At 51.9% G+C, this 20,708-nt stretch carries 18 protein-coding genes; 8 read left to right on the forward strand and 10 right to left on the reverse strand.

The features are described from left to right. Window positions 1–75: 75 nt before the first annotated feature. The 4 genes from ACKWCC_RS01585 to trhO form a co-directional block, all read right to left on the reverse strand. Window positions 76–2,418: a penicillin-binding protein 1A gene (locus ACKWCC_RS01585; protein WP_413994142.1), complete on the reverse strand. Its 2,343-nt coding sequence runs from the start codon at window positions 2,416–2,418 to the stop codon at window positions 76–78. Window positions 2,419–2,422: 4 nt separating this feature from the next. Further along, window positions 2,423–2,908, reverse strand: coding sequence for a gliding motility lipoprotein GldH (locus ACKWCC_RS01590; RefSeq protein ID WP_413994143.1), 486 nt, complete (start codon window positions 2,906–2,908; stop codon window positions 2,423–2,425). Further along, window positions 2,901–4,172, reverse strand: a complete 1,272-nt coding sequence (locus ACKWCC_RS01595) for a PSP1 domain-containing protein (protein ID WP_413994144.1) — start codon at window positions 4,170–4,172, stop codon at window positions 2,901–2,903. The genes ACKWCC_RS01590 and ACKWCC_RS01595 overlap by 8 nt, the downstream gene beginning before the upstream one ends. A gap of 120 nt (window positions 4,173–4,292) precedes the next feature. Then, window positions 4,293–5,324, reverse strand: a complete 1,032-nt coding sequence (trhO, locus tag ACKWCC_RS01600) for an oxygen-dependent tRNA uridine(34) hydroxylase TrhO (RefSeq protein ID WP_413994145.1) — start codon at window positions 5,322–5,324, stop codon at window positions 4,293–4,295. Window positions 5,325–5,718: 394 nt separating this feature from the next. On the opposite strand from trhO, the gene recA reads away from it, so the two are divergent. From recA to ACKWCC_RS01620, 4 genes are all read left to right on the forward strand, one after another. Next, on the forward strand, window positions 5,719–6,726 hold the full coding sequence (recA, locus tag ACKWCC_RS01605) for a recombinase RecA (RefSeq protein WP_413994146.1): 1,008 nt from the start codon (window positions 5,719–5,721) through the stop codon (window positions 6,724–6,726). Window positions 6,727–6,806: 80 nt separating this feature from the next. Beyond that, on the forward strand, window positions 6,807–7,241 hold the full coding sequence (locus ACKWCC_RS01610) for a hypothetical protein (RefSeq protein WP_413994147.1): 435 nt from the start codon (window positions 6,807–6,809) through the stop codon (window positions 7,239–7,241). Between the two features lie 20 nt (window positions 7,242–7,261). Beyond that, window positions 7,262–7,837: an RNA polymerase sigma factor gene (locus ACKWCC_RS01615; RefSeq protein WP_413994148.1), complete on the forward strand. Its 576-nt coding sequence runs from the start codon at window positions 7,262–7,264 to the stop codon at window positions 7,835–7,837. A gap of 30 nt (window positions 7,838–7,867) precedes the next feature. Then, complete coding sequence (locus tag ACKWCC_RS01620; protein WP_413994149.1) at window positions 7,868–9,400, forward strand: hypothetical protein; 1,533 nt, start codon at window positions 7,868–7,870, stop codon at window positions 9,398–9,400. Between the two features lie 54 nt (window positions 9,401–9,454). Here the strand turns inward: ACKWCC_RS01620 and ACKWCC_RS01625 are convergent, their stop codons facing one another. After that, window positions 9,455–10,189 carry a lysophospholipid acyltransferase family protein gene (locus tag ACKWCC_RS01625; protein ID WP_413994150.1) on the reverse strand — a complete coding sequence of 245 codons (735 nt, stop codon included), beginning with the start codon at window positions 10,187–10,189 and terminating at the stop codon, window positions 9,455–9,457. A gap of 71 nt (window positions 10,190–10,260) precedes the next feature. On the opposite strand from ACKWCC_RS01625, the gene trpS reads away from it, so the two are divergent. Next, entirely contained in the window at window positions 10,261–11,229 is a 969-nt protein-coding gene (gene trpS / locus ACKWCC_RS01630; protein WP_413994151.1) for a tryptophan--tRNA ligase, read from the forward strand. Window positions 11,230–11,521: 292 nt separating this feature from the next. Continuing rightward, complete coding sequence (locus ACKWCC_RS01635) at window positions 11,522–14,017, forward strand: TonB-dependent receptor plug domain-containing protein (RefSeq protein ID WP_413994152.1); 2,496 nt, start codon at window positions 11,522–11,524, stop codon at window positions 14,015–14,017. Window positions 14,018–14,357: 340 nt separating this feature from the next. Here ACKWCC_RS01635 and dprA read toward each other — a convergent pair whose 3' ends face one another. Beyond that, window positions 14,358–15,476: a DNA-processing protein DprA gene (dprA, locus tag ACKWCC_RS01640; protein ID WP_413994153.1), complete on the reverse strand. Its 1,119-nt coding sequence runs from the start codon at window positions 15,474–15,476 to the stop codon at window positions 14,358–14,360. A 91-nt stretch (window positions 15,477–15,567) separates the two neighbouring features. On the opposite strand from dprA, the gene ACKWCC_RS01645 reads away from it, so the two are divergent. Both ACKWCC_RS01645 and ACKWCC_RS01650 read left to right on the forward strand, forming a co-directional pair. Next, a complete protein-coding gene (locus ACKWCC_RS01645; protein ID WP_413994154.1) occupies window positions 15,568–16,536 on the forward strand; it encodes an HU domain-containing protein in 969 nt (322 codons plus the stop codon). Between the two features lie 186 nt (window positions 16,537–16,722). Next, a complete protein-coding gene (locus ACKWCC_RS01650; protein ID WP_413994155.1) occupies window positions 16,723–17,256 on the forward strand; it encodes an acyl-CoA thioesterase in 534 nt (177 codons plus the stop codon). A gap of 30 nt (window positions 17,257–17,286) precedes the next feature. Here ACKWCC_RS01650 and ACKWCC_RS01655 read toward each other — a convergent pair whose 3' ends face one another. From ACKWCC_RS01655 to ACKWCC_RS01670, 4 genes are read right to left on the reverse strand one after another with little or no spacing between them, the layout of a single operon-like run. Continuing rightward, on the reverse strand, window positions 17,287–17,910 hold the full coding sequence (locus tag ACKWCC_RS01655) for a hypothetical protein (protein WP_413994156.1): 624 nt from the start codon (window positions 17,908–17,910) through the stop codon (window positions 17,287–17,289). Next, window positions 17,900–18,610, reverse strand: a complete 711-nt coding sequence (locus tag ACKWCC_RS01660) for a hypothetical protein (RefSeq protein WP_413994157.1) — start codon at window positions 18,608–18,610, stop codon at window positions 17,900–17,902. The genes ACKWCC_RS01655 and ACKWCC_RS01660 overlap by 11 nt, the downstream gene beginning before the upstream one ends. Window positions 18,611–18,628: 18 nt before the next feature. Next, window positions 18,629–19,468, reverse strand: coding sequence for an aldo/keto reductase (locus ACKWCC_RS01665; protein ID WP_413994158.1), 840 nt, complete (start codon window positions 19,466–19,468; stop codon window positions 18,629–18,631). 16 nt (window positions 19,469–19,484) lie between these two features. Then, the gene (locus ACKWCC_RS01670; RefSeq protein ID WP_413994159.1) at window positions 19,485–20,708 is read right to left on the reverse strand and encodes a murein hydrolase activator EnvC family protein; all 1,224 of its coding nucleotides are present in this window, start codon (window positions 20,706–20,708) and stop codon (window positions 19,485–19,487) included.

The following is a 20,708-nucleotide window of genomic DNA, read 5'->3' on the forward strand; positions in this document are numbered from 1 at the left end:
TTACGATGTTTACGGCAAAGGCCCATAAAAAAAGCGCTCCAAAAGAGCGCTTTTACATCCTGGTGGCCCCCTTTTTTAGAAGTCCAGCTCTTCCAGATCGTTTTCCATGTCCATATCTTCCTCCACTTCCTTCTCGTACTTGTCACAATCCACTATGATGGACATGTTCTCGGGCTTTTCAAAATCGTCCTTGGAAATGCCCAGTTCTTCATTGGCGTAGTTCTTTTTCATGTAGAGCCCCCATATGGGCAGCGCCATGGAAGCCCCCTGGCCGTAGGTAATGCTCTTGAAGTGGGTGGCGCGGTCCTCGCCGCCCACCCATACGCCGGTGACCAGGTTGGGCACCATGCCCATGAACCAACCATCGCTTTGGTTCTGCGTGGTTCCCGTCTTTCCAGCAATGGGGTTGGTAAGCTCGTAGGGATATCCGGTAATGATTTCCTTGTACACCCTACTGTTCTTGTTAAAACTATGGCGCAGGCGTGTTCCCGAACCGCCTTGGGTAACCCCTTTCATTAGATCCACCATGGCGTAGGCCACCTCCTTGCTCAGCACATCCTTGGTCTCTGGCACGTACTCATAGAGCACAGTGCCGTTCTTGTCCTCTATGCGGGTCACCATCACCGGTTTCACGTAAACGCCCTGGTTGGCGAACATGCCATAGGCGCCCACCATTTCATAGACATTGAAGTCGGTGGTGCCAAGGGCAATGGAGGGCACCTCCAAAATATCCCTGGTAAGGCCAATGTTCTTTACAATGGAGACCACTGATTTTGGCCCCACTTTATCAATGAGCTGTGCGGTTACGGTGTTCACCGAATTGGCCAATGCATATTTCAATGTAAGGTCACGCCCGGAATATTTCCCATTGGAGTTTTTGGGGCACCAAGGCTCCATATTGCCGTGTTTTCCTGCCTCAATGCAGTACTGGGTGTCGGGCAGGGTTTCGCAGGGCGATAAGCGCAATTGATCTATAGCGGCCGCATACACAAAAGGTTTAAAGGTAGATCCGGCCTGCCGGGCCCCCTGTATGACGTTGTCATACTGAAAATGCTTGTAGTCAATACCGCCCACCCAGGCCTTTACGTGCCCCGTTTGGGGCTCCATGGACATCATGGCGGTCCTTAAAAAGGTTTTGTAGTACCTTATGGAATCCAAGGGCGTTAAAACGGTGTCCTTTTCCCGGGTATCGCTCTTCCAGTCAAAAACCGTCATTTCAGTGGGTTGGGCAAAAGATGCCCGGATCTCATCTTCGGACTTGCCCTCTTCCTTCATCTTGCGCCAACGATCGGAATTCTTCATGGCCCGCTCCAAGATAATGTCGATCTCATCCGGGGCAAGGTCCAAGAACGGGGTGGTGGGGTTGCGCTCCTTGGTGTTCTGGACAAAGAACTCCGCTTGCAAGCGTTCCATATGCTCGGCCACGGCAGCTTCCGCGTTGGCCTGCATCTTGGCGTCTATGGTGGTGTAGATCCGCAGTCCGTCCAGATAGAGGTTCCACCTATCCCGATCGCCTTCCACGGCGGGTCTGGGGTTCTTGTCGATCCACTCCTTCATGAAGCGTTGCAGGTACATCCTAAAATAGGTGGCCAGCCCCTCCCTATGGTTTTCCGGGTTGTAGTTAATGTCCATTTTCAGGGCCTGGAGGGAGTCCCTTTGCGCTTCGGTGATAAAATCGTAACGTGCCAATTGGCCCAACACAATATTGCGCTTTTTCCGGGTCATCTCCTCGCGGCGCAGGGGGTTGTACAGGGATGAGTTCTGCAGCATGCCCACCAACATGGCAGATTCCTCTACCTTGAGGTCCTTGGGCTCTTTGCCAAAGTAGATCCTGGCGGCCGATCTGATGCCGTCCGCATTGTTGCCAAAATCATAGATGTTGAGGTACATGGCAATGATCTCCTCCTTGGTGTAGCTGCGCTCCAGACGTATGGCCAGCACCCATTCCTTTAGTTTTTGCTTAATGGTCTCTATCTTGTTGCGGCTGCGCACCCCCACGAACAGCTGCCGTGCCAGTTGTTGCGAAATGGTACTGGCGCCACCGCGCTTGCCCAGGTAAAAGGCGGCCCTGAGGGTTCCCCGCGCATCGATGCCGGAATGGTCCCTAAAGCGGATGTCCTCACTGGCAATGAGGGTGTTCACCAAATTTTCGGGGAGGTCTTCATAGCGCACATCGGTCCGGTTATCGTCCAAATAGAACTTGCCGATCAATTCGCCATCGCTGCTCATGATCTGGGAGGCCAGATTGGTCTTTGGGTTCTCCAAGTACTCATAGGGAGGCAGCTCACCGAAAAATCCCCAGGCCGCGGAGAGAAAGAGGAGGGCCACCAGGGCAATGCCGGAAATGAACACCAACCAAAACCACTTGATGTACTTTAAAAAACTGGGGGTCTTTTTTTGCTTTGCCGTTTCTGCCATTGCCTTACTCGTTGGTTTTGCCTATCTCAATGCCCACATCGGTAATGCCCTGTAACTGCTCAATACCCGCCACGCTGCCGTTTTTTCGCATGGCCTGTGCCACATTTATGGTATATACGCCAGAAGAGCCAAAAACGATGTTTTCCTTGTACCATAGCTTGTTTTCCTTGATGCTGCCCATGCCCTTGCCCAACCAAGTGCCGTCCGGGAGGGCCATCTGGTACTCCAGTGTGTCGGTGAGCACCTCTCCCTCAGGGGTGGTCATGTTGGCGATCAAAAACAGGTTGCTGTACCGGTAGGAGGCATCGTTTCTTACGTGCAGGAAAATATGGTGCGGCAAAAGGGTGTCCATCTCGGAAAACTGAAATTCCAGCGCTTGGTCCTTTGCCCAGATCCCTTTGGGAAGGGATTGGTACTCCAACACCTGTACCTCCTTGCCGCAGGACATGAGCCCCAGGCCCAGGGCCACGGTAAAAACAAACTTATGCATTCTTCCTGTTCTGCTTGGGGTTGTTCTTTCGCTTTCTGTTTCGGTTCTGACCCGTGTTTTTTTTCTGGCCCTGGTTTTGCCCTTTACCCTGGTTCTGGTTTTGCCCTTTGCCCTGGTTCTTGTTGCGGCCTTTGTTCCTGTTGCGGCCCTTGTTGCGGTTACGTCTTCCCTTGGGCCGATCGAAACGGGTAAGGCTGTCCTGGCCCACCACGTTCTCAAAGACCACCCGATCCTCCACGGTATGCTCGTTGGCGTACACCTCCAAGCTGGGCACCTCTTCCTTGGCCTTGTTCTTGGCCAATATCTCCTGCACCTGGGCCTTGGTGAGCATGTGCCAATTGGCGGGCTCCTTTTTATAGGAAAACCAAAGGACTTCCTTAAAAATATCGGTCTTTTGGCAGAAGGCCATTCCCTTCTCGGTGAACAACTTGGTGTCCTGGGAGGGGAAATCCTTGAGCGCGTCCAGATAGACATCCAGCTCGTAGTTTAGGCAGCACTTTAGCTTTCCGCACTGCCCGGCAAGTTTTTGGGGGTTCAAGGACAGTTGCTGGTAGCGGGCCGCCGAGGTGCTCACGGACCTAAAATCCGTTAGCCAGGTGGAGCAGCAAAGTTCGCGCCCACAAGAGCCTATGCCACCCAGGCGCTGGGCCTCTTGCCTGTACCCTATTTGGCGCATCTCTATGCGGATGCCAAAGGCCCGGGCCATGTCCTTGATCAACTGCCTAAAATCCACCCGCTCGTCCGCGGTATAGTAGAACGTGGCCTTGGAGGCGTCTCCCTGGAACTCCACATCTGAAATCTTCATTTGCAGGTTCAGGATAATGGCCATCTCACGGGCCCTTTTCTTGATCTCATCCTCGCGGTCACGGCAACGCTGCCACACGTCTATGTCCTTCTGCGTGGCCTTGCGGTAAATCTTTGGATGTTCCTCGCTTTTGTAATCGGACTTTTTGCGCTTCATCTGTATGCGCACCAGTTCGCCGGTAAGGGTCACCATGCCCACATCATGGCCGCTTTGGGCCTCGGTGGCCACGATATCGCCAATGGAGAGGGAAAGGTTCTCGGAATTCCTGAAAAATTCCTTCCTGCTGTTCTTAAAGCGCACCTCGACAAAATCGAATGGCTTTTCCCCATTGGGGAGGGCCATATTGGAAAGCCAATCGAAAACAGTGAGCTTGTTGCAACCATCCGTTCCGCAAGTACCATTGTTCTTGCATCCACGAGGTTGCCCATCCTTGGCGGTGGAGCAACTGCTACAACCCATATTTTGTATATTGATTTGATGTTGCCTTGGGGGCGCACCAAAAAAGGTTCATACTAAATTGAACGGTAAAGATAGCATTTTTTTAGTGCGGTGTAAACCCCGGCGCACGCCCACAGCGATTCATTTCTTGAACTTTAGCACCTGGGACCTGCCCTTCTTGAAGATTTTGTTGCTCTGCACTTTTCCCCTGCGCAGGGCCTTTTGCTCTTCCCAGGGCAAATGGTGCACCTCCCTGCACGCTTGGGAACAGCAATTGTCCATTTTCTTGGCACAGCTTGGGCATTGTATAAAAAGCAAATGGCAGGCCTCGTTGGCGCAGTTCACGTGCCAGTCGCACGGGTTGCCGCATTGATGGCACTGGGCAATGACATCGGCACTGATGCGCTCGCTTCGCCGGTGATCAAAAACAAAGTTCTTGCCCAAGAATTTATTTTCAAGGTTTTGGGCCTTTACCTGCCGGGCGTACTCAATAATGCCGCCCTCCAGTTGGTACACCTGCTTAAAGCCCTTGTGCTTGTAATAGGCACTGGCCTTTTCGCACCGTATGCCACCCGTGCAGTACATAACCAATTTCTTGTCTTCCTTGTGATCGGCAAGATCCTCCTCAATGATGTCCAAGGAGTCCCTAAAGGTGTCCACGTCCGGGGTAATGGCATTTTTAAAGTGCCCGATCTCGCTTTCGTAGTGGTTGCGCATGTCCACCAGCAGGGTGTCGGGGTCTTCTATGAGCTCATTGAATTTCTTGGCATCCACGTGCACCCCTTTGTTGGTCACGTCAAAGGATGCGTCATTGAGGCCATCGGCAACAATTTTGGGGCGCACCTTTATCTTGAGCTTTAGAAAAGACTTGTTGTCCTGCTCAATGGCAATGTTCAAACGCACATCCTTCAAAAACGAAATGCTGTCCAAATGCTCCTTAAACCCATTAAAGGCATCCGCAGGTACGGAAAGTTGGGCATTTATGCCCTCATGGGCCACGTAAATGCGACCAAGGACGTCCAAGGCGCTCCAATGAAGAAACAGATGGTTGCGGAATATACCGGGATTGCCCAGGTGTGCATATTTGTAAAAGGAAATGGTGAGACGGTCCTTGCCGGCCTCTTCGATCAATGCTTCCCTTTCCTTTGCACTTAAGGTATTGTACAGTTGCATGCCATACCAATATTTAAGTTGGAAAATAGAAAACAAAGGTAGCCAACACCGGGGGCAACAACAAAAAAAAAAAGAGCCTTGAATATACAAGACTCTTTATTGGCCATCCCATTTTTTCTTCTTCATAGCATTCTTTCAGAATACACAAAAAGGGAAATGACCACCACGGCCGCCACAAACAAAGAATGACGGACAATATTGTTCACAAAAACACTACACGCTTTTAAGATGAACTTTTTTTAAAAAGGTTGCGTGGGCTGGAAAAAAAAAGCATGTTTTAACGGCGCAGCCCCTGAAAAATAACTGGCCGGGGCCGTGCTAGCCAACTATCTGGCCCAAAGGCTTTACCGTTTTCAAAAAGAAACACTAATTTAGCGTTCCTAAAAAACAGACTATGAGCTCGGAGAAAGATGCCAAATTAAAAGCACTGAAATTAACACTGGACAAGCTGGACAAAACCTATGGCAAGGGCGCCGTGATGAAGATGGGCGACAGTGTGGTGGAAGATGTGGAAGTGATTCCCTCTGGTTCGTTGGGCCTTGATGTGGCCTTGGGCGTGGGCGGTTATCCCCGTGGCAGGGTCATTGAGATCTACGGCCCGGAATCTTCCGGAAAAACGACCCTTACCCTCCACGCGATGGCGGAGGCACAAAAAAACGGCGGCATCGCGGCCTTCATTGACGCCGAACACGCCTTTGATCGCTTTTATGCCCAAAAACTGGGGGTGGACATTGACAACCTGATCATCTCCCAACCGGACAATGGGGAGCAGGCCCTGGAAATTGCGGACAACCTGATCCGCTCCGGCGCCATAGATATTGTGGTGGTCGATTCCGTTGCCGCGTTGACCCCAAAGAGCGAGATCGAGGGGGAAATGGGAGACTCCAAAATGGGCCTGCACGCCCGTTTGATGTCCCAGGCCCTGAGAAAGCTCACGGGTTCCATAAGCAAGACCCACTGCACCGTGATCTTCATTAACCAGTTGCGGGAAAAAATAGGGGTCATGTTCGGCAATCCGGAAACGACCACGGGAGGAAACGCCCTTAAGTTCTACGCCTCGGTGCGCCTGGACATTCGCCGATCTACCCAGATCAAGGATACGGACGGCAACGTACAGGGCAACAAGACCCGGGTCAAGGTGGTTAAAAACAAGGTTGCACCGCCCTTCAGGACCGCAGAGTTCGATATTTTGTACGGTGAAGGGGTATCCAAGCTGGGAGAGATCATTGACTTGGGCGTGGAGTATGAGATCATTAAAAAAAGCGGTTCCTGGTTCAGTTATGGAGACACCAAACTGGGACAGGGCCGGGATGCGGTGAAATCACTGTTACAGGACAATCCGGAACTTTTTGAGGAACTGGAGGCCAAGATCAGGGAAGCCATTTCTGCCCTAAAACCTTAAAAAGAAGTCGCTGGGCCAATTTAAGGGGCCCTGACGCAACCTTTGCGCCCTGTGATCATCTTATGGCTAAAAGGAAATGTATGATCAAAAAGAAAATCACTCTTTTAGGGGGGCTTCTCGCCCTTCTCCTGCTCTTTGGCGGTTGCAGCCTGGAAGATGATGGCCCCAATTTTCATTTTGCCACACTGGAGATCACAGGGGCCGATCTCCCCGAATCTTTTGTGCTGAGCCAAACCTATCGCATCAATTTCACCTATCTAAGACCCGATAGCTGCACGTTTTACGATTATCCCGATGTTCGCAAGCCACACGGCGAGAACACCCGTAACGTAGTGGCCATAGGGCTGGTAAGAACGGATGCAACGGACTGCGAAGTCCTCAATGTGGAAGAAACCGCTTCGTTCGATTTTTCCGTGATCTTTGAAGAACCGTATCTGTTTCGTTTCTTTACGGGGGAAGACGAGAATGGTGAACCGGAGTACCTTGAAGTCACCGTACCCGTGGAAGAACCTTAAACAAACCACCAACCAAAGGCGTGAGTATAGAAGAACTTGTACATAGCTGCAAAAAAGGCGAACGCAAAGCGCAGGAACAACTGTATAGGGATTATGCAGCCGTTCTCTTTGGCATTTGCCTAAAATACTCGCGCAACAAAACGGAGGCAGAGGACAACCTTCATGACAGTTTTATGACCATTTACGATAAAATTGGCCAATACAGCGGAAAAGGCTCTTTTGAAGGATGGTTAAAACGAATAACGGTGAACACGGTACTGCAAAAGTACCGTAAGGAAGAGCCGCTGAAAGTGGTGCATGACAATACGGAAGGGCCCGTTGAGGAAACGGACCCCAACTCCGATCTGGACCTACAGACCCTTTTGGGCTACATAAGGGAACTTCCCAACAAGTACAGGACCACGTTTAGCCTGTACGTGCTGGATGGGCATTCCCATAAGGAAATAGGGGCTTTGCTGGGGACATCGGCAGGAACCTCCAAATCAAATCTTGCACGGGCGAGAACAATTCTGAAAGAAAAAATAGAGGCGCGCCGCGCTCCATCCTCGATCACCATTTTGATCACGATGCTGGAAAACGGCATCCCATTTTTATGAGACGCCTTCATGCTATGATAACTTATTGCGATGGTTAAAAAAGATTTAGACGAACTTTTCCAGGAGAAATTCCGGGACTTTGAACAAATGCCCCCCGAGCGGGTGTGGCATGCGATCGAAGCGTCGCTCAACAAGAAGAAAAAGCGCCCGGTTATTCCACTATGGTGGGCCCTGGGCGGAGTGGCCGCCGTGCTCATGGTGGGCTTATTGGTGGTGAATCCTTTTCAAGAGGATGCCACGAACAACATTCAGGTCACGGATGTGGAGCAAACCAATGCACCAAAAAGCAACGGGGACAAGGAAGCTGGCTCCACCGCCCCGAACACGGGCAACACCGTTGAAGATGCCGTGGTATTGGACAACGATGCAGAGGAAACCCAGGGCCAAGGGCCCGAGACCATTACCGCAAACGAAACCGTGAAGGAGGAAAAGCCCGGCGCAAAGGAAAATGATCCAAGGCAGGCGCCAAAGGGCAACCGCCAGCCCAATGCACCCAAGCCCGTGCAAGGATTGGCCCAACAGGCCCCGGCAAAGGAAAGAACCTCCGTAACCCAAAGGGAACCGGCCTTGCCGCTTGCCCCGGACAACACGGAAACCACCGTGGCCTCGACAAACGTGGATGCGCCAAAAAAGGAGACGGAAAGCAGTGCCCTCCTTCCTCCAAAGGACCAGGCCCCAAGAAACGGCCTTCCACAGGAACAAAAAACAATGGTGGCCGATGCGGTGCCAGAGGATAAGGACATCCCGCTTAAAAACGACTTGGAAGAGGGTAAAAAATCCATCTTTGACAGCATGGTGCAGGAAGAGGAAGCCGTGGCGGAAAAGACCAAGAAAAGGTGGTCTGCCGGCCCCAGTATTGCACCGGTGTACTTCAACGCCATGGGAGAAGGGTCTCCCGTACACTCCATTTTTGCGCCCAACTCCAAAACCGGCGATATCAATATGAGCTACGGCCTGGCCGTGGCCTATGAAATCACGGACCGGCTAAGCGTACGTTCCGGACTGCACCGTGTGGACTATGGGTATGACACCAATGACATCGCCTTTGCTTCCTCCCTTGAGGCCTCCACCAACGGGCAAATAGACAACATCAACTACAGGGCCACCGCCCGAAACCTGGTGCTGAGCAGCAAGAACAGTGCTCCGCCAACCAATGAAATGAGCAATGCCGCCGTGGACGTTACCGCGCAGGAGGGGCTCCGGGACGGGGTCATGTCGCAACAGTTCGGTTACCTGGAAGTGCCCATGGAACTGAACTACGCCCTGTTGGACTCCCGTTTTGGCATCAACCTCATTGGCGGTTTCAGCTCGCTGTTCCTGGTGGACAATTCCATTGGCCTCAGCACAGGGGACCTCAGCATGGAAATGGGCGATGCCAACAACATCAACAACGTTAATTTCAGCACCAATATAGGGCTGGGCATGAACTATCGCTTTTCCCAAAACCTTCGCCTGAACATAGAACCCATGTTCAAATACCAAATGAACACCTTTTCTGCCACGGACGGAACGTTTAGGCCGTACACCATTGGCGTATATAGCGGTCTCAGCTTCAGGTTCTAGGGCATAAAGGCAATTCTCCATGTCCCGCCCGTACAGGCCGCTCCAGGGCCTGGGCTACTTTTGGAGCGCTGCCAAGATCAAGGACCTTACCTGTTCCCGCAATGCCACTTTGTCCTCGGCCACCAGATGTCTGGTTTCAAAAAAGGGGTGCACCTTGGCCCTGCATTGGCCCGGGCCCCCTGCAAAAAAGGTAAAGGGAAAACGTTTTTTGTTGTCCAAAAAGGTCATGGGCACCACTGGAATGCCGTGGGCTATGGCCATACGGAAGGCGCCGTCCTTGAACGTGTCCAGAACCACTTGCTCGTCCGGTACGCCGCCCTCGGGAAAAATACAGATGCTCAGGCCCTGTTTAAGGCGCCTTTGGGCCCGGAGATAAACGCCCGTTCTGCTCTGCGCATTGCCGCGATCCACCATGATGCAGACCCTTTTGTAAAAAAAACCGAACAACGGAATGTTCACCAATTCCTTTTTGCCCACGAACACAAAGGGGTTTTTGCTTATGTGGAGCATGAGCATAATATCCAACATGCTGGTATGGTTGGCCACCAACATATAGCTCCTGCCCGACACTGGACGTTGCTCATAGACCACTCTTGGAAAACATCCCATACCGTACAGTATGGGTTTTGCCCACAAGTTGCGCGCCATCCAAAAAAAAATAGGGTACCAGGCCTCACGGGAAACGGAAATGACCAAAAGGGGCAAAAGCAACAGCATGGGCAGGGCCACCAAAACATAGAACCAAACGCGATACAGGGCCTGGCCAATTCGTTGCACCAATCTTAGCATGCACCAAAAATAGGCAAATCAAGGCTTATTTTTTCAATTGTTTTACCTTTGCGCCTCAGTAAATTGAGCAAATGGCTAGAATACTCACAGGCATACAAAGTACGGGAACGCCCCACCTGGGCAATATCTTGGGGGCCATAGTCCCCGCAATGGAAATGGCGCAAAATCCAGACAATGAGTCCTTCCTCTTCATAGCGGACATGCATTCCCTTACCCAGATCAAAAATGGGGATGTGCTAAGGCAGAACACCCTGGCCACGGCGGCCACTTGGCTGGCCTTTGGCCTGGACATTGAAAAAACCGTGTTTTACCGCCAGAGCGACGTTCCGCAGACCACCGAGCTCGCCTGGTACCTGAGCTGTTTTTTTCCCTACCAACGCCTCACCCTGGCCCACTCCTTCAAGGACAAGGCAGACCGTTTGGAAGACGTGAATGCCGGTCTTTTTACCTACCCCATGCTCATGGCGGCCGATATTTTGCTCTATGACGCCGAGCTTGTGCCCGTGGGAAAAGACCAAATGCAACACTTGGAAATGACCCGGGACGTGGCCGCACGCTTCCATGCCCAATTGGGCGAGACCTTTGTCATGCCCCAGGGAAAAGTACAGGAGAACACCATGTACGTGCCCGGAACGGATGGGGCCAAGATGAGCAAGAGCAAGGGCAACCTGATCAACCTGTTCCAAACGGACAAAAAATTGCGCAAGGAGATCATGGGCATAAAGACGGACAGCACCCCCATGGAGGACCCCAAAGATCCCAACTCGGACAACGTGTTTGCCTTGTACAAACTCCTGGCCAGCCAGCCGCAAATTGAAGAGATGAGCGCCAACTACCTAGCTGGGAATTACGGCTATGGCCACGCCAAACAAGCCCTTTACGAACTTCTTTTGGACAAGTTTGCCGAGCCCCGGGAAAAATTTGACTACTTTATGAACCACCCGGACGAGGTAGAACATGCCCTGGCCCTAGGTGCCGAAAAGGCTAGGAACGTGGCCAAGGGGGTTTTGGACCGTGTGCGGAACAAAGTAGGGTATTGAGGTGTTGGAGCAAAGCTGAAAAAGCACCCGTATCACCATTTCCCACCTCACGGTTCCTGAACAAACTTGGGGACGAGCACTCCCTTTGGCAAACATGCTCCCCTAATCTTAGGGCCCCTCCTCATCGTTGATTTTTTTGGCCCCATATAGCGGGACTCCGACCCGTTGCAAAACCTGCCGCTCATCTTGCTTTTAACTGATTTCCAGGCGTTACATATTAAAAGTGAGTTAATTTCCAGGGCATTATTTAACAAAAAACCCTATCTTACTGGGGTAACCTTGTTCATAGACCATGAGATTATTCACCATTTCCTTGTTTTCGATCTTGTTTTTCTTTCCATATGCCCTTAGGGCGCAGCAAAACCCTGTCTTTAAACATGTGGTGGACAAGTTGGACCTGTATGAACGGAACAACGCTCCCGAGAAAACCTACGTTAAAACGGACAAGGACAATTACATCAATGGAGAAACCATCTGGTATAAAACTTTCTTGGTCAATGGATCCAATATGGAGGCATCGGATAAGAGCAATGTGATCTATGTGGAACTGCTCAACGCAATGGACAGCACCATAGCACAGCAAAAACTGTTTTCCTCTGGCTTGGGCGCAGATGGAAGCATTGTGCTTCCGGAAACCATTGCTGCCGGCACCTACCGCCTGCGCGCTTTTACCAAATATATGTTGAATGAGCAAGATCCCGTTTTTCATACCAAAAAATTGAACATCATGGTGCCCCGGGACACAGTGCGGCAAGCTATGGCCAAAAAGAAAAATAAGCCCCTTAGAGCTCTCGGTGCCATAGGTCCCGAAAAGCCCTTGATCGCTTTTTACCCAGAGGGAGGAGACCTTGTCTCGGGCCTACAAAACGGACTTGGCCTAAAGGTAACCGATAGCAACGGAAATGGAATTGCGCTCAAAGGCCATATCATTGACGGCAACCATAAGGTCATTGCCCCATTTGAAAGCCATGACTTTGGTCTTTCCAAAACAACGTTTATCCCAGAGGCCAATACCGACTATTTTGCCCAAATCATGGTAAATGGAAAAGAAGAGCGCTATCCCCTACCCCAGGTCCTGGGGAAAGGCTATGTGCTGAGGAGCAGAAATGCAGGGGAATTCTTGGTGCTGCAAGTGGCCACGAATTTGCCCGGGGGACTCAAAGAAACAATGCTTCTGGGACACGTAAGGGGAAAGACTTTTTTTGAACGTGTGGAAAGCTCAGATGAGGCCTCCTATTCCGTAAAAATCCCCACCGAAACAATGAACGACGGTGTGGCCCATTTTACCTTGTTCACCGCAGCGGGAGAACCTGTATGTGAACGGCTTGTCTTTGTGGACAACCCCTACAATGACCTTGCTGCCAACATAGTGCCAGACAAACCTTCCTACACCACTAGGGAAAAAGTGACTTTGGACATTGCCATTAAAGATGTGGCCGATCGGGCCGTACCCGGAAGCCTGGTGGCCAGTGTGGTCTCCAGTAACAGTTTGGAACCCCAGGCGGGCAGCAGCATAAAAAGTTGGTTGCTCTTGAATTCTGATGTGGGCGGCACCGTACCCAACCCCAATTTCTTCTTTGAGGACGTAAGTCCAAAGAAAGAGTACCTCTTGGATGTACTGATGCTCACCCATGGTTGGAGAAGATTTGTTTGGGAAGACGTGCTCACCAGAAAAGTGAGCAAGGCCTTACTCTTTGAGCCCGAAAAGGGCATTATGATAGAAGGCAGAACCACCAGCTACACCAATAAACGAAAGCCCAAACCCGCCAACTTGCGTTTTAAGGTCATGGGAGAGGAAGTGTACAGCACCAGTGGTTCCACCAATGCACAGGGGCACTTCAGCTTTGGTCCCTTCATTTTCCAGGACAGCGTTAGGGCGTATGTCACTGCCGAAAAATTGACGGCCAAACGGACCCAGGAAGAAGATGAGGTGGCCATTCACCTCCATAGTGATTTCCCCTCACCCTTAACCGAAACGCCGGTACTGGAAGATATCAAGACCTTGGAGCATAAAGGGTCAAAAGCATATATGGACCAAGCTTACAGACATAAAGTGGCCACCTTTGGTTATGATCCCAGAGTGATCCAACTAGAGGAAGCAACCGTGAAAAGCCCTTACCAAAAAACCCGACAAGACAAAATTGACGAACAATTGTTAAAGCACACCATTCACGGAGAGCCCGACGTGCGCATCTTCAAGGATTCCGTGCCCTGGTCCAATGTCATGAGGGCCATTGACCTATTACGCGTTGTGCCAGGAGTGTTCGTAAATGGGGACACGGTGACGATCCGGGGCGGGAGTAGCCTCCTGGGACCCAATGCTCCCTTGATTTTGTTGGATGGATTTCAAATAGGTCAAGAAATTTTGGCCAATATGATGGCCAATGAAATCATGTTCGTGGACGTGCTAAAAGGGGCCAGTACCGCCATTTATGGAATGCGGGGAGGCAATGGGGTGATCGCCTTCTACACCTGGGTAAATCTTGATGTGGAGGCACCCAATGAAGCAAGTGCGCAACCGGGTCTGGCCAATATAAAAATAAATGGTTTCCATAAGAAAAGGGAATTCTACAGTCCGCGGTACAACCCCTCCGAACCCGATGTTACCAAAGCAGATTACCGAACCACCTTGCACTGGGCCCCAAATTTACAATATGACCCCCGCGTCCCAACCACCATTGATTTTTTTACTGGGGACGCCCCTGGGACCTATGTGGTAAACCTTGAGGGGATTGCCCCGGACGGTAGGTTAATACGTGCCTCAAAGAGTTTTACAGTTGTGGAGTGAGCAATACCGTTTCTTGGGTAAGTTCACAAAAAGAAAGTTTTAAGTCGGTTTTTTTTGCTGAACCGCTCCCGGAAAAGACATTTTGCACACTTGGATTGGTCCTCTAAGGAGCAACCCATTTCCGAAACATCCCGATCGGTTGAAACCAAATGATGTATTGGAAAATAGAGCTGATATTTGGGCTTGCACAACATTGGACATTCTCCCAATTCTCGCCTAGCCACGCTACGGTTTCATAAAAAAAAACGAAGCAAGGCCATCCTATTTGAAGTAGCGCGAAGCTAAAATGGAATCTCCAAGCACCTTTTGGGAAGAAGGGGGAGTCACAGGCCTTGCACCTTCAGATAGCCTCGAACAGCTTGCCCGGCAGCGGCCGCACCACCCCTTTCATCTCCATGGCCAACAAGGTGGAAGAGACTTTGAACACCGGGATCTGGCAGGCCAGGGCAATGCTGTCCAACAATTGTTTGCCGTGCTGTTGCAAAAAGTCGTAAATGGACTGTTCCGTAGGGTCCAGTTCCACAAACAGCTGTTTCTGTACCGCTTTGGTCTCCTCGGTCTCCAGGTCCCAGCCCAAAATATAGATAAGGTCCGCGGCAGAGGTGATCATATGGGCCTTCTGCTGTTTAATGAGGTTGTTGCACCCCAAGCTGTACTTGTCCGAGCTCCGGCCGGGAACGGCCAACACCTCCCTGTTGTAGCCGTGGGCCATATCTGCCGTGACCAGGCTGCCGCCCTTCTCGGCAGATTCTATGACAATGGTGGCCTCGCTCATCCCGGCAATGATCCGGTTTCGCTTTAGGAAATTCTCCCTGTCCGGATTGCTGCTGCTCCAGAACTCGGTCAGGAATCCCCCGTTTTTTTCCACATCCCGCTGGTACTTGGCGTGTACCTTTGGGTATATTTGGTTTAGGCCGTGCGCCAAACAGCCCACCGTCTGCAAGCCTTGCCTCAGTGCCTCCCGCTGTGCGCAGATGTCCACCCCATAGGCAAACCCACTCACAATGACCGGATTCAATGGGGCAAGATCGGCCAATAGTTCCTCACAAAAAGCGGCACCATAACTGGTAACCTGCCGCGTGCCCACCACACTGATCATCTTCCGATCCGCCAGGTCCATCTCCCCTCTGCCAAAAAGGACCATGGGTGCATCAATGCAGTGTTTTAAGTACTTTGGATAATCCGTGTCCTCAAAATAATAAAGGTTGATGTCGTTGGCACGGATAAAGGCATATTCGGCCTCGGCCGCGGCTAAGTGCTCATGATCGGAAAGGTGCTTCAGCGCGTGGGTGCCAATGCCGTCTATCTTTAGCAGCTGCGACCGTCTCTCCCTGAAAACGGCCAAGGGACTGCCGCAATGGGCAATGAGCCTTTTGGCCATGACATCACCAATATTGGGCACATGCTGCAAGCGTAGCATGGCAATGGTCTCTTCCGTAGTGTGTTGGGGGACTCTCATACCGCTCCCCAAAATAGTGTAAAAATTTATGTTGATAAAAAGTTTGGCCGTCCGTTTTTCCAACTTAAAAAAATGGCCATATTTGTCCCGTATGGTTTTAGAACACTATATCAGCGAACTCCTATACCGATACCAATGCGTGGTGGTGCCCCAATTTGGGGCCTTTCTGGCACACAAGGTGTCCGCGCGCCTGGATACCGGCACACATACCTTTATGCCGCCCACCAAGGCGCTGGCCTTCAATGGGCAACTGACCTCCAATGACGGTCTGTTGGCCACCCATATGGCCCAATGCGAACAAAAAAACTACGATGCCGTCCTGGAAGAATTGACCTTGGTGGTGGCCCAGTGGAAAAAAACCCTGGCACGGCGGGAGCGCCTTTCGCTAAACAACATTGGCGACCTTTGGCTCAACGAAGATGGCAACATCCAGTTTCTTCCCGTGGACCAGATCAATTACCGAACCACTTCCTTTGGGTTGACACCCGTACAACGGATGCCCGTTCTTAGGGAACAACTGAACGCGGAGGTGGCAGCGCTGGAAGAAACCGTCCCGTTCATGGTTGCCCCTGAAACGCGAGACCGGCACCACTACAGACCGTATCTAAAATACGCCGCCCTTTTGTTGTTGGCGTTCTCCACCGGCATCACGGGCTATCGTGCCTACACGGAAAAGATATCGGCGGACCAAATGGTACGGCAAGAAGCCCAGCGCCAAGTCTCCAAGCAAATACAGCAGGCCACCTTTTTTGACGCCGAGCCCGTGGCGTTGCCCCCCATTACCTTGGGCGCCACGACAGCGGCGGCAACCCCCAAGGACGGGGACGCCAGGCACCACATCATTGCGGGCGCCTTTCGCTTCCGTACCAATGCCGACCGTAAAATTGCGATCTTAAAGGAAAAAGGTTTTGAGGCCACCTACTATGGCACCAACGCCCACGGTCTGCACATGGTGAGCTATGACCGCTTTCAAGACGCCCGGGAAGCCTTGGTTGCCCTAAGGGAGATAAAGCGCACCCAATCTCCAGATGCCTGGCTGCTTTCTGAAAGCAGGCCCTGAGCACATTGGCCAAAGCACTCCCCTTTCCAAGACCCCTATTTATACATTTCGGTTTTTTATTTCTGTTTATGGGGCACCACCAAATAGGGTGCCAGGAGATAAGGGCCCAATGGCCCCGTTAAATTAGGCCCCAACTATTCCACTTTCATTTTTTTGCCCCGTATCTTTGCAACAAACCAAAATGTGATGGAAGCCAAAACCCCCTCTGAATCCAGAACCACGCTCACGGACTTGGTCCTGCCCAGTGAGACCAATGCCCTGAACAACCTTTTTGGGGGAGAGCTCCTGGCCCGTATGGATCGGGCCGCCAGTATTGCCGCCGGCCGGCATAGCCGCCGCATTACCGTGACCGCGTCCGTGAACCACGTGGCCTTTAACCTGGCCATACCCCTGGGCAGCGTGGTGACCGTGGAAGCAGCCGTGTCCCGGGCCTATACCACCTCCATGGAAGTCTATTTGGATGTCTGGATCGAAGACCGTTACAGCGGCAAGAGCACCAAGGCCAATGAGGCCATTTACACCTTTGTGGCCGTGGACGAGACGGGAAAACCCACCGAAGTGCCCCCGTTACAACCGGAAAGCAAACTGGAGAAAGAACGGTATGCAGGCGCCCTACGCCGAAAACAACTGAGCCTGGTCCTGGCCGGGAAAATGAAACCGCACCAGGCCACGGAGCTAAAGGCGCTGTTTATGGAAGATCAGGGCCCTGGAGAGCGGTGAACGCCCTGGTGCGGTCCTGCCCAGCGCGGATCACTCCCCAAAAAAGATGACCAGTCCCGTGGAAATATAAAAGGTATGCGCGTTCCTGAAAAAAGACCGCAGTTCCGGTGCCGTTTCCGTATTTAGGAAATCACGGGAGTACTGCAGGCCGGCGTGCCAGCCAAAATAAGATGAGAACCGATAGGTAAGCCTGCCCCGAACCATTGCGGAGAACCCGTCTTCATAAAACTTGATGTTCTCTTTTTTGTTGCCGTAGCGCACATAGCCGATCCCCGTTCCGGCAATAAGGCCCACCCTGCTTTCAGGGGACAAAAAGGAATAGGACCCGGTGAGGTAGTGTCTTTGGATCCGGCTTCGATCAAACCTGCCCACCAGACCGGTATTGGTTACATTGGCGCTGTGAAACGTGCCTTGGTAGCCCAAGACGTAGTGTTCATTGAACAGCACGTCCAGATCTGCCATGACCCCTGGATTCACCTCATAGGCCTCGCTAAGGAAATTATTGCCCACGGGCAAGGGAAGCAGCCATCCCCCCCTAAATTGTACGAACACCTCCTTGGAGGTTCCTGGCTGGGCCACCTCCTCTTGGGCAGTGGCCAGGGACAACCCCATGAGCGCCCAGACCAGGGTACCCATCGCCCTTTTAAAACTCAAACACATAGGCATTGTTTTCTGGGTCATAGGCCAATCTTGTGGTCACCACTTCTGCATCGGGGCCATTGCCCAGACGGTAGTCCAGATCAAGGCTGTCTTTGGCCAATAGGGGGCCCAGTTCCCTGATGAGCTCGTTCTGCCCGGGAAACAAGGTGTCCCGAAGTTGAAAGAAAATATCCCTTTCCGGCTCCAGCGACTTGTCCACATAGCGCACTTTTTCCGTGGGCCGCAGGCGGATACCGTAGTAAAGGGCCTGGCTTGATCCACTGGACCGCCTTAGGACCAGGGTGCCGTTGACAATGCGCTCCAAGGGCAATGTGCCCAGGTCAATGACCGCATTGGCATCCTCAATCGTTTCAACGCCCAGCAGGCTAAAGATGGCCCTCTGTTGGGAATGTCCCGGTAGCCGCCGGTCGTTGACCTCGACCATCACGGCTCGTTCCCCGCGTGGATCAAGGGTTACCAAGGAAAAGGTTCCGTCCGCACCGGTGCGGCCCTCCCCCAAAATTTCCCGTCCCGTGCCGCTGCCTATCCCTCTTGAAAAGGATACATAAGCGGCCACGGGCACATTGTTCAGCGGCAGGGCGTTCTCATCCAGGACGCTGCCCTTAAAAACCAAACGTTTATTGTCCTCATAATCCAAGCCGCAAGCGGAAAAAAAAAGCAACAAACCAATAACCCAACAACACCTCCCGATCATACCCATTGGTTTTATCGTTTAGAAATCGAAATGGTCCGGATGTGCACCCGTACGTTCATTCCTGTCCTGGCCATCGAGAAAGGCCATATCATCGGTCGTCAATTCAAAATCGAACACCGCGGCGTTGCTGATCATTCGCTCCCTGTGCACTGTTTTTGGAATGGTGGCCACCCCTTTTTGCAGGTTCCACCGTAAAATGATCTGGGCAATGGACCTACCGTACTTTTCGGCCAGGTCCTTGCAGAAATCCAACTCAAAAACCTTGCCCACCATAAAGGGAGACCAGGCTTCGTATTGGATGCGGTGGGCCACACAAAAATCGATCAGCTCCTGCTGTACCAGATAGGGATGGAATTCCATTTGGTTCACCATGGGCACTATGGTGGCCTCCTGCAGGAGGTCTTCCAAATGGTGCCTCAAAAAATTGCTCACCCCAATGGCCCTTACCTTTTTTTCTTGGTACAACCGCTCCAAGGCCCTCCAGGTGTCCCTGTATTTTCCCTTTACGGGCCAGTGCACCAGAAAAAGGTCCAGATAATTTAACTGCAAGCGGTCCAAGCTGTCCTGAAAGGATCGTAACGTGCTTTCGTACCCCTGTTCGCTGTTCCAAACCTTGGAGGTCACAAAAACGGATTCCCTGGGCACACCGCTCTCTCTTATGCCCTGGCCCACACCTTCCTCATTTTGGTAGATGGATGCGGTGTCTATGTGCCGATAACCGATGCGCAAGGCCTCCCTAACGGCATTGACCACCTCCCGATCGTTCTCCGCTTGGTAGGTGCCCAGGCCCAAATACGGCATGTTTACCCCATTGTGCAGGGTGAAGCTTCCCGAGATGTCCGTAATTTTCTGTTGCATGCCTTTCATATCATGATCACAAACGGAAGACCCAATCTTCTGGATTGAGCTTGGAGGTGTTCTGGTACAGATAGAACTTTAACCGGGTCTGTCCGTTGTTCCGATTGGTATAAATTGTGCCCAGCTCCTGTTTTACGCTTACCTTATCCCCTTTTGAAACATAAAGATCGGACAAGTTGTAGTAGGTGCTGATGTAGTTGCCGTGCTTTACCTGCACCCCTTTTTTACCTCCGGGCACGGAGAGGATGGCAATGACCTCGCCCTCAAAAATGGCCCGGGCCTTGGCCCCTTCGTCCGTGGCAATGATCACGCCGTTGCTCTCGTGCTTAATGCCGGGGTAAATGGCATCCTTATAGGTGCCGAAGCCCTGGCTCTTCACCCCTTTTTCCACCGGCCAGATGAGCTTGCCCTTGTTGGAGGCAAAATTCTTGGCCACCAGACTGGCCTCCGGGGTCAGGGAGAAGGTACTGCTGCTGCGTTTGGCCCCGGTGGATTTATTGGAAGCCGCAATGGCGCTGCGTATCAATTTTTCTATCTGCCGATCAAGTTCCCTGGCCTCCTTGCGCTTGGCTTCAATGGCCTGGGCATAGCGGCTTTCGTTCTTTCTAATGGTGTTCAAGAGCGCCTTTTGCTCTTGCACCTCATTGTACAGGGCGTCCTTGGCCTTTCGGTTCTGTGCCAGCAAGACCTCCTTTACCTTGCGCTCCTCGTTCAAATCCTTGTTTAGCGCAGTGAGCTCTTCCGTTTTGGACACGATCTTGGCGCCTTGTTCCCTGCGGTAGTCCGTGTACTGCTTCATGTACTGCAGCCGCTTAAAGGCCTGTACAAAGCTCTCCGAGGAGAGTAGGAACATGAGCCTGTTCTGTTTGGAACGGTTCTGATAGGATTTTTGGATGATCCGGGCGTATTCTTCCTTGATGCCATTAAGCTCTTCCCGCAGTTTGGAGATGTTGCGGATGTTGGTGTTGATCTGCTTGTTCAAGAGGTTGCTCTGTTGATTGGTGACCCGAATCAACTGCTGCCGCACGGATATTTTTTTGTCCAGCGCCTCCATTTGGTCCAGCACGCTTCCTTTTTCCTTCTTTTCGGCAAAGAGCAAACGGTTGATGTCCCTGATCTCGTTCTGCAATTGCTCCCGCTTTTGTTCCAGTGCCTTTTGCTCGCTGGTCTGGGCCCGGGCCCCCACAACAAGGAGCAGCGCCACTGCCAAAATGTGTATGTTGCCTTGGGTGTATCGCAT

This window comes from Maribacter aquimarinus (assembly GCF_047345505.1).
Lineage (GTDB): Bacteria > Bacteroidota > Bacteroidia > Flavobacteriales > Flavobacteriaceae > Maribacter.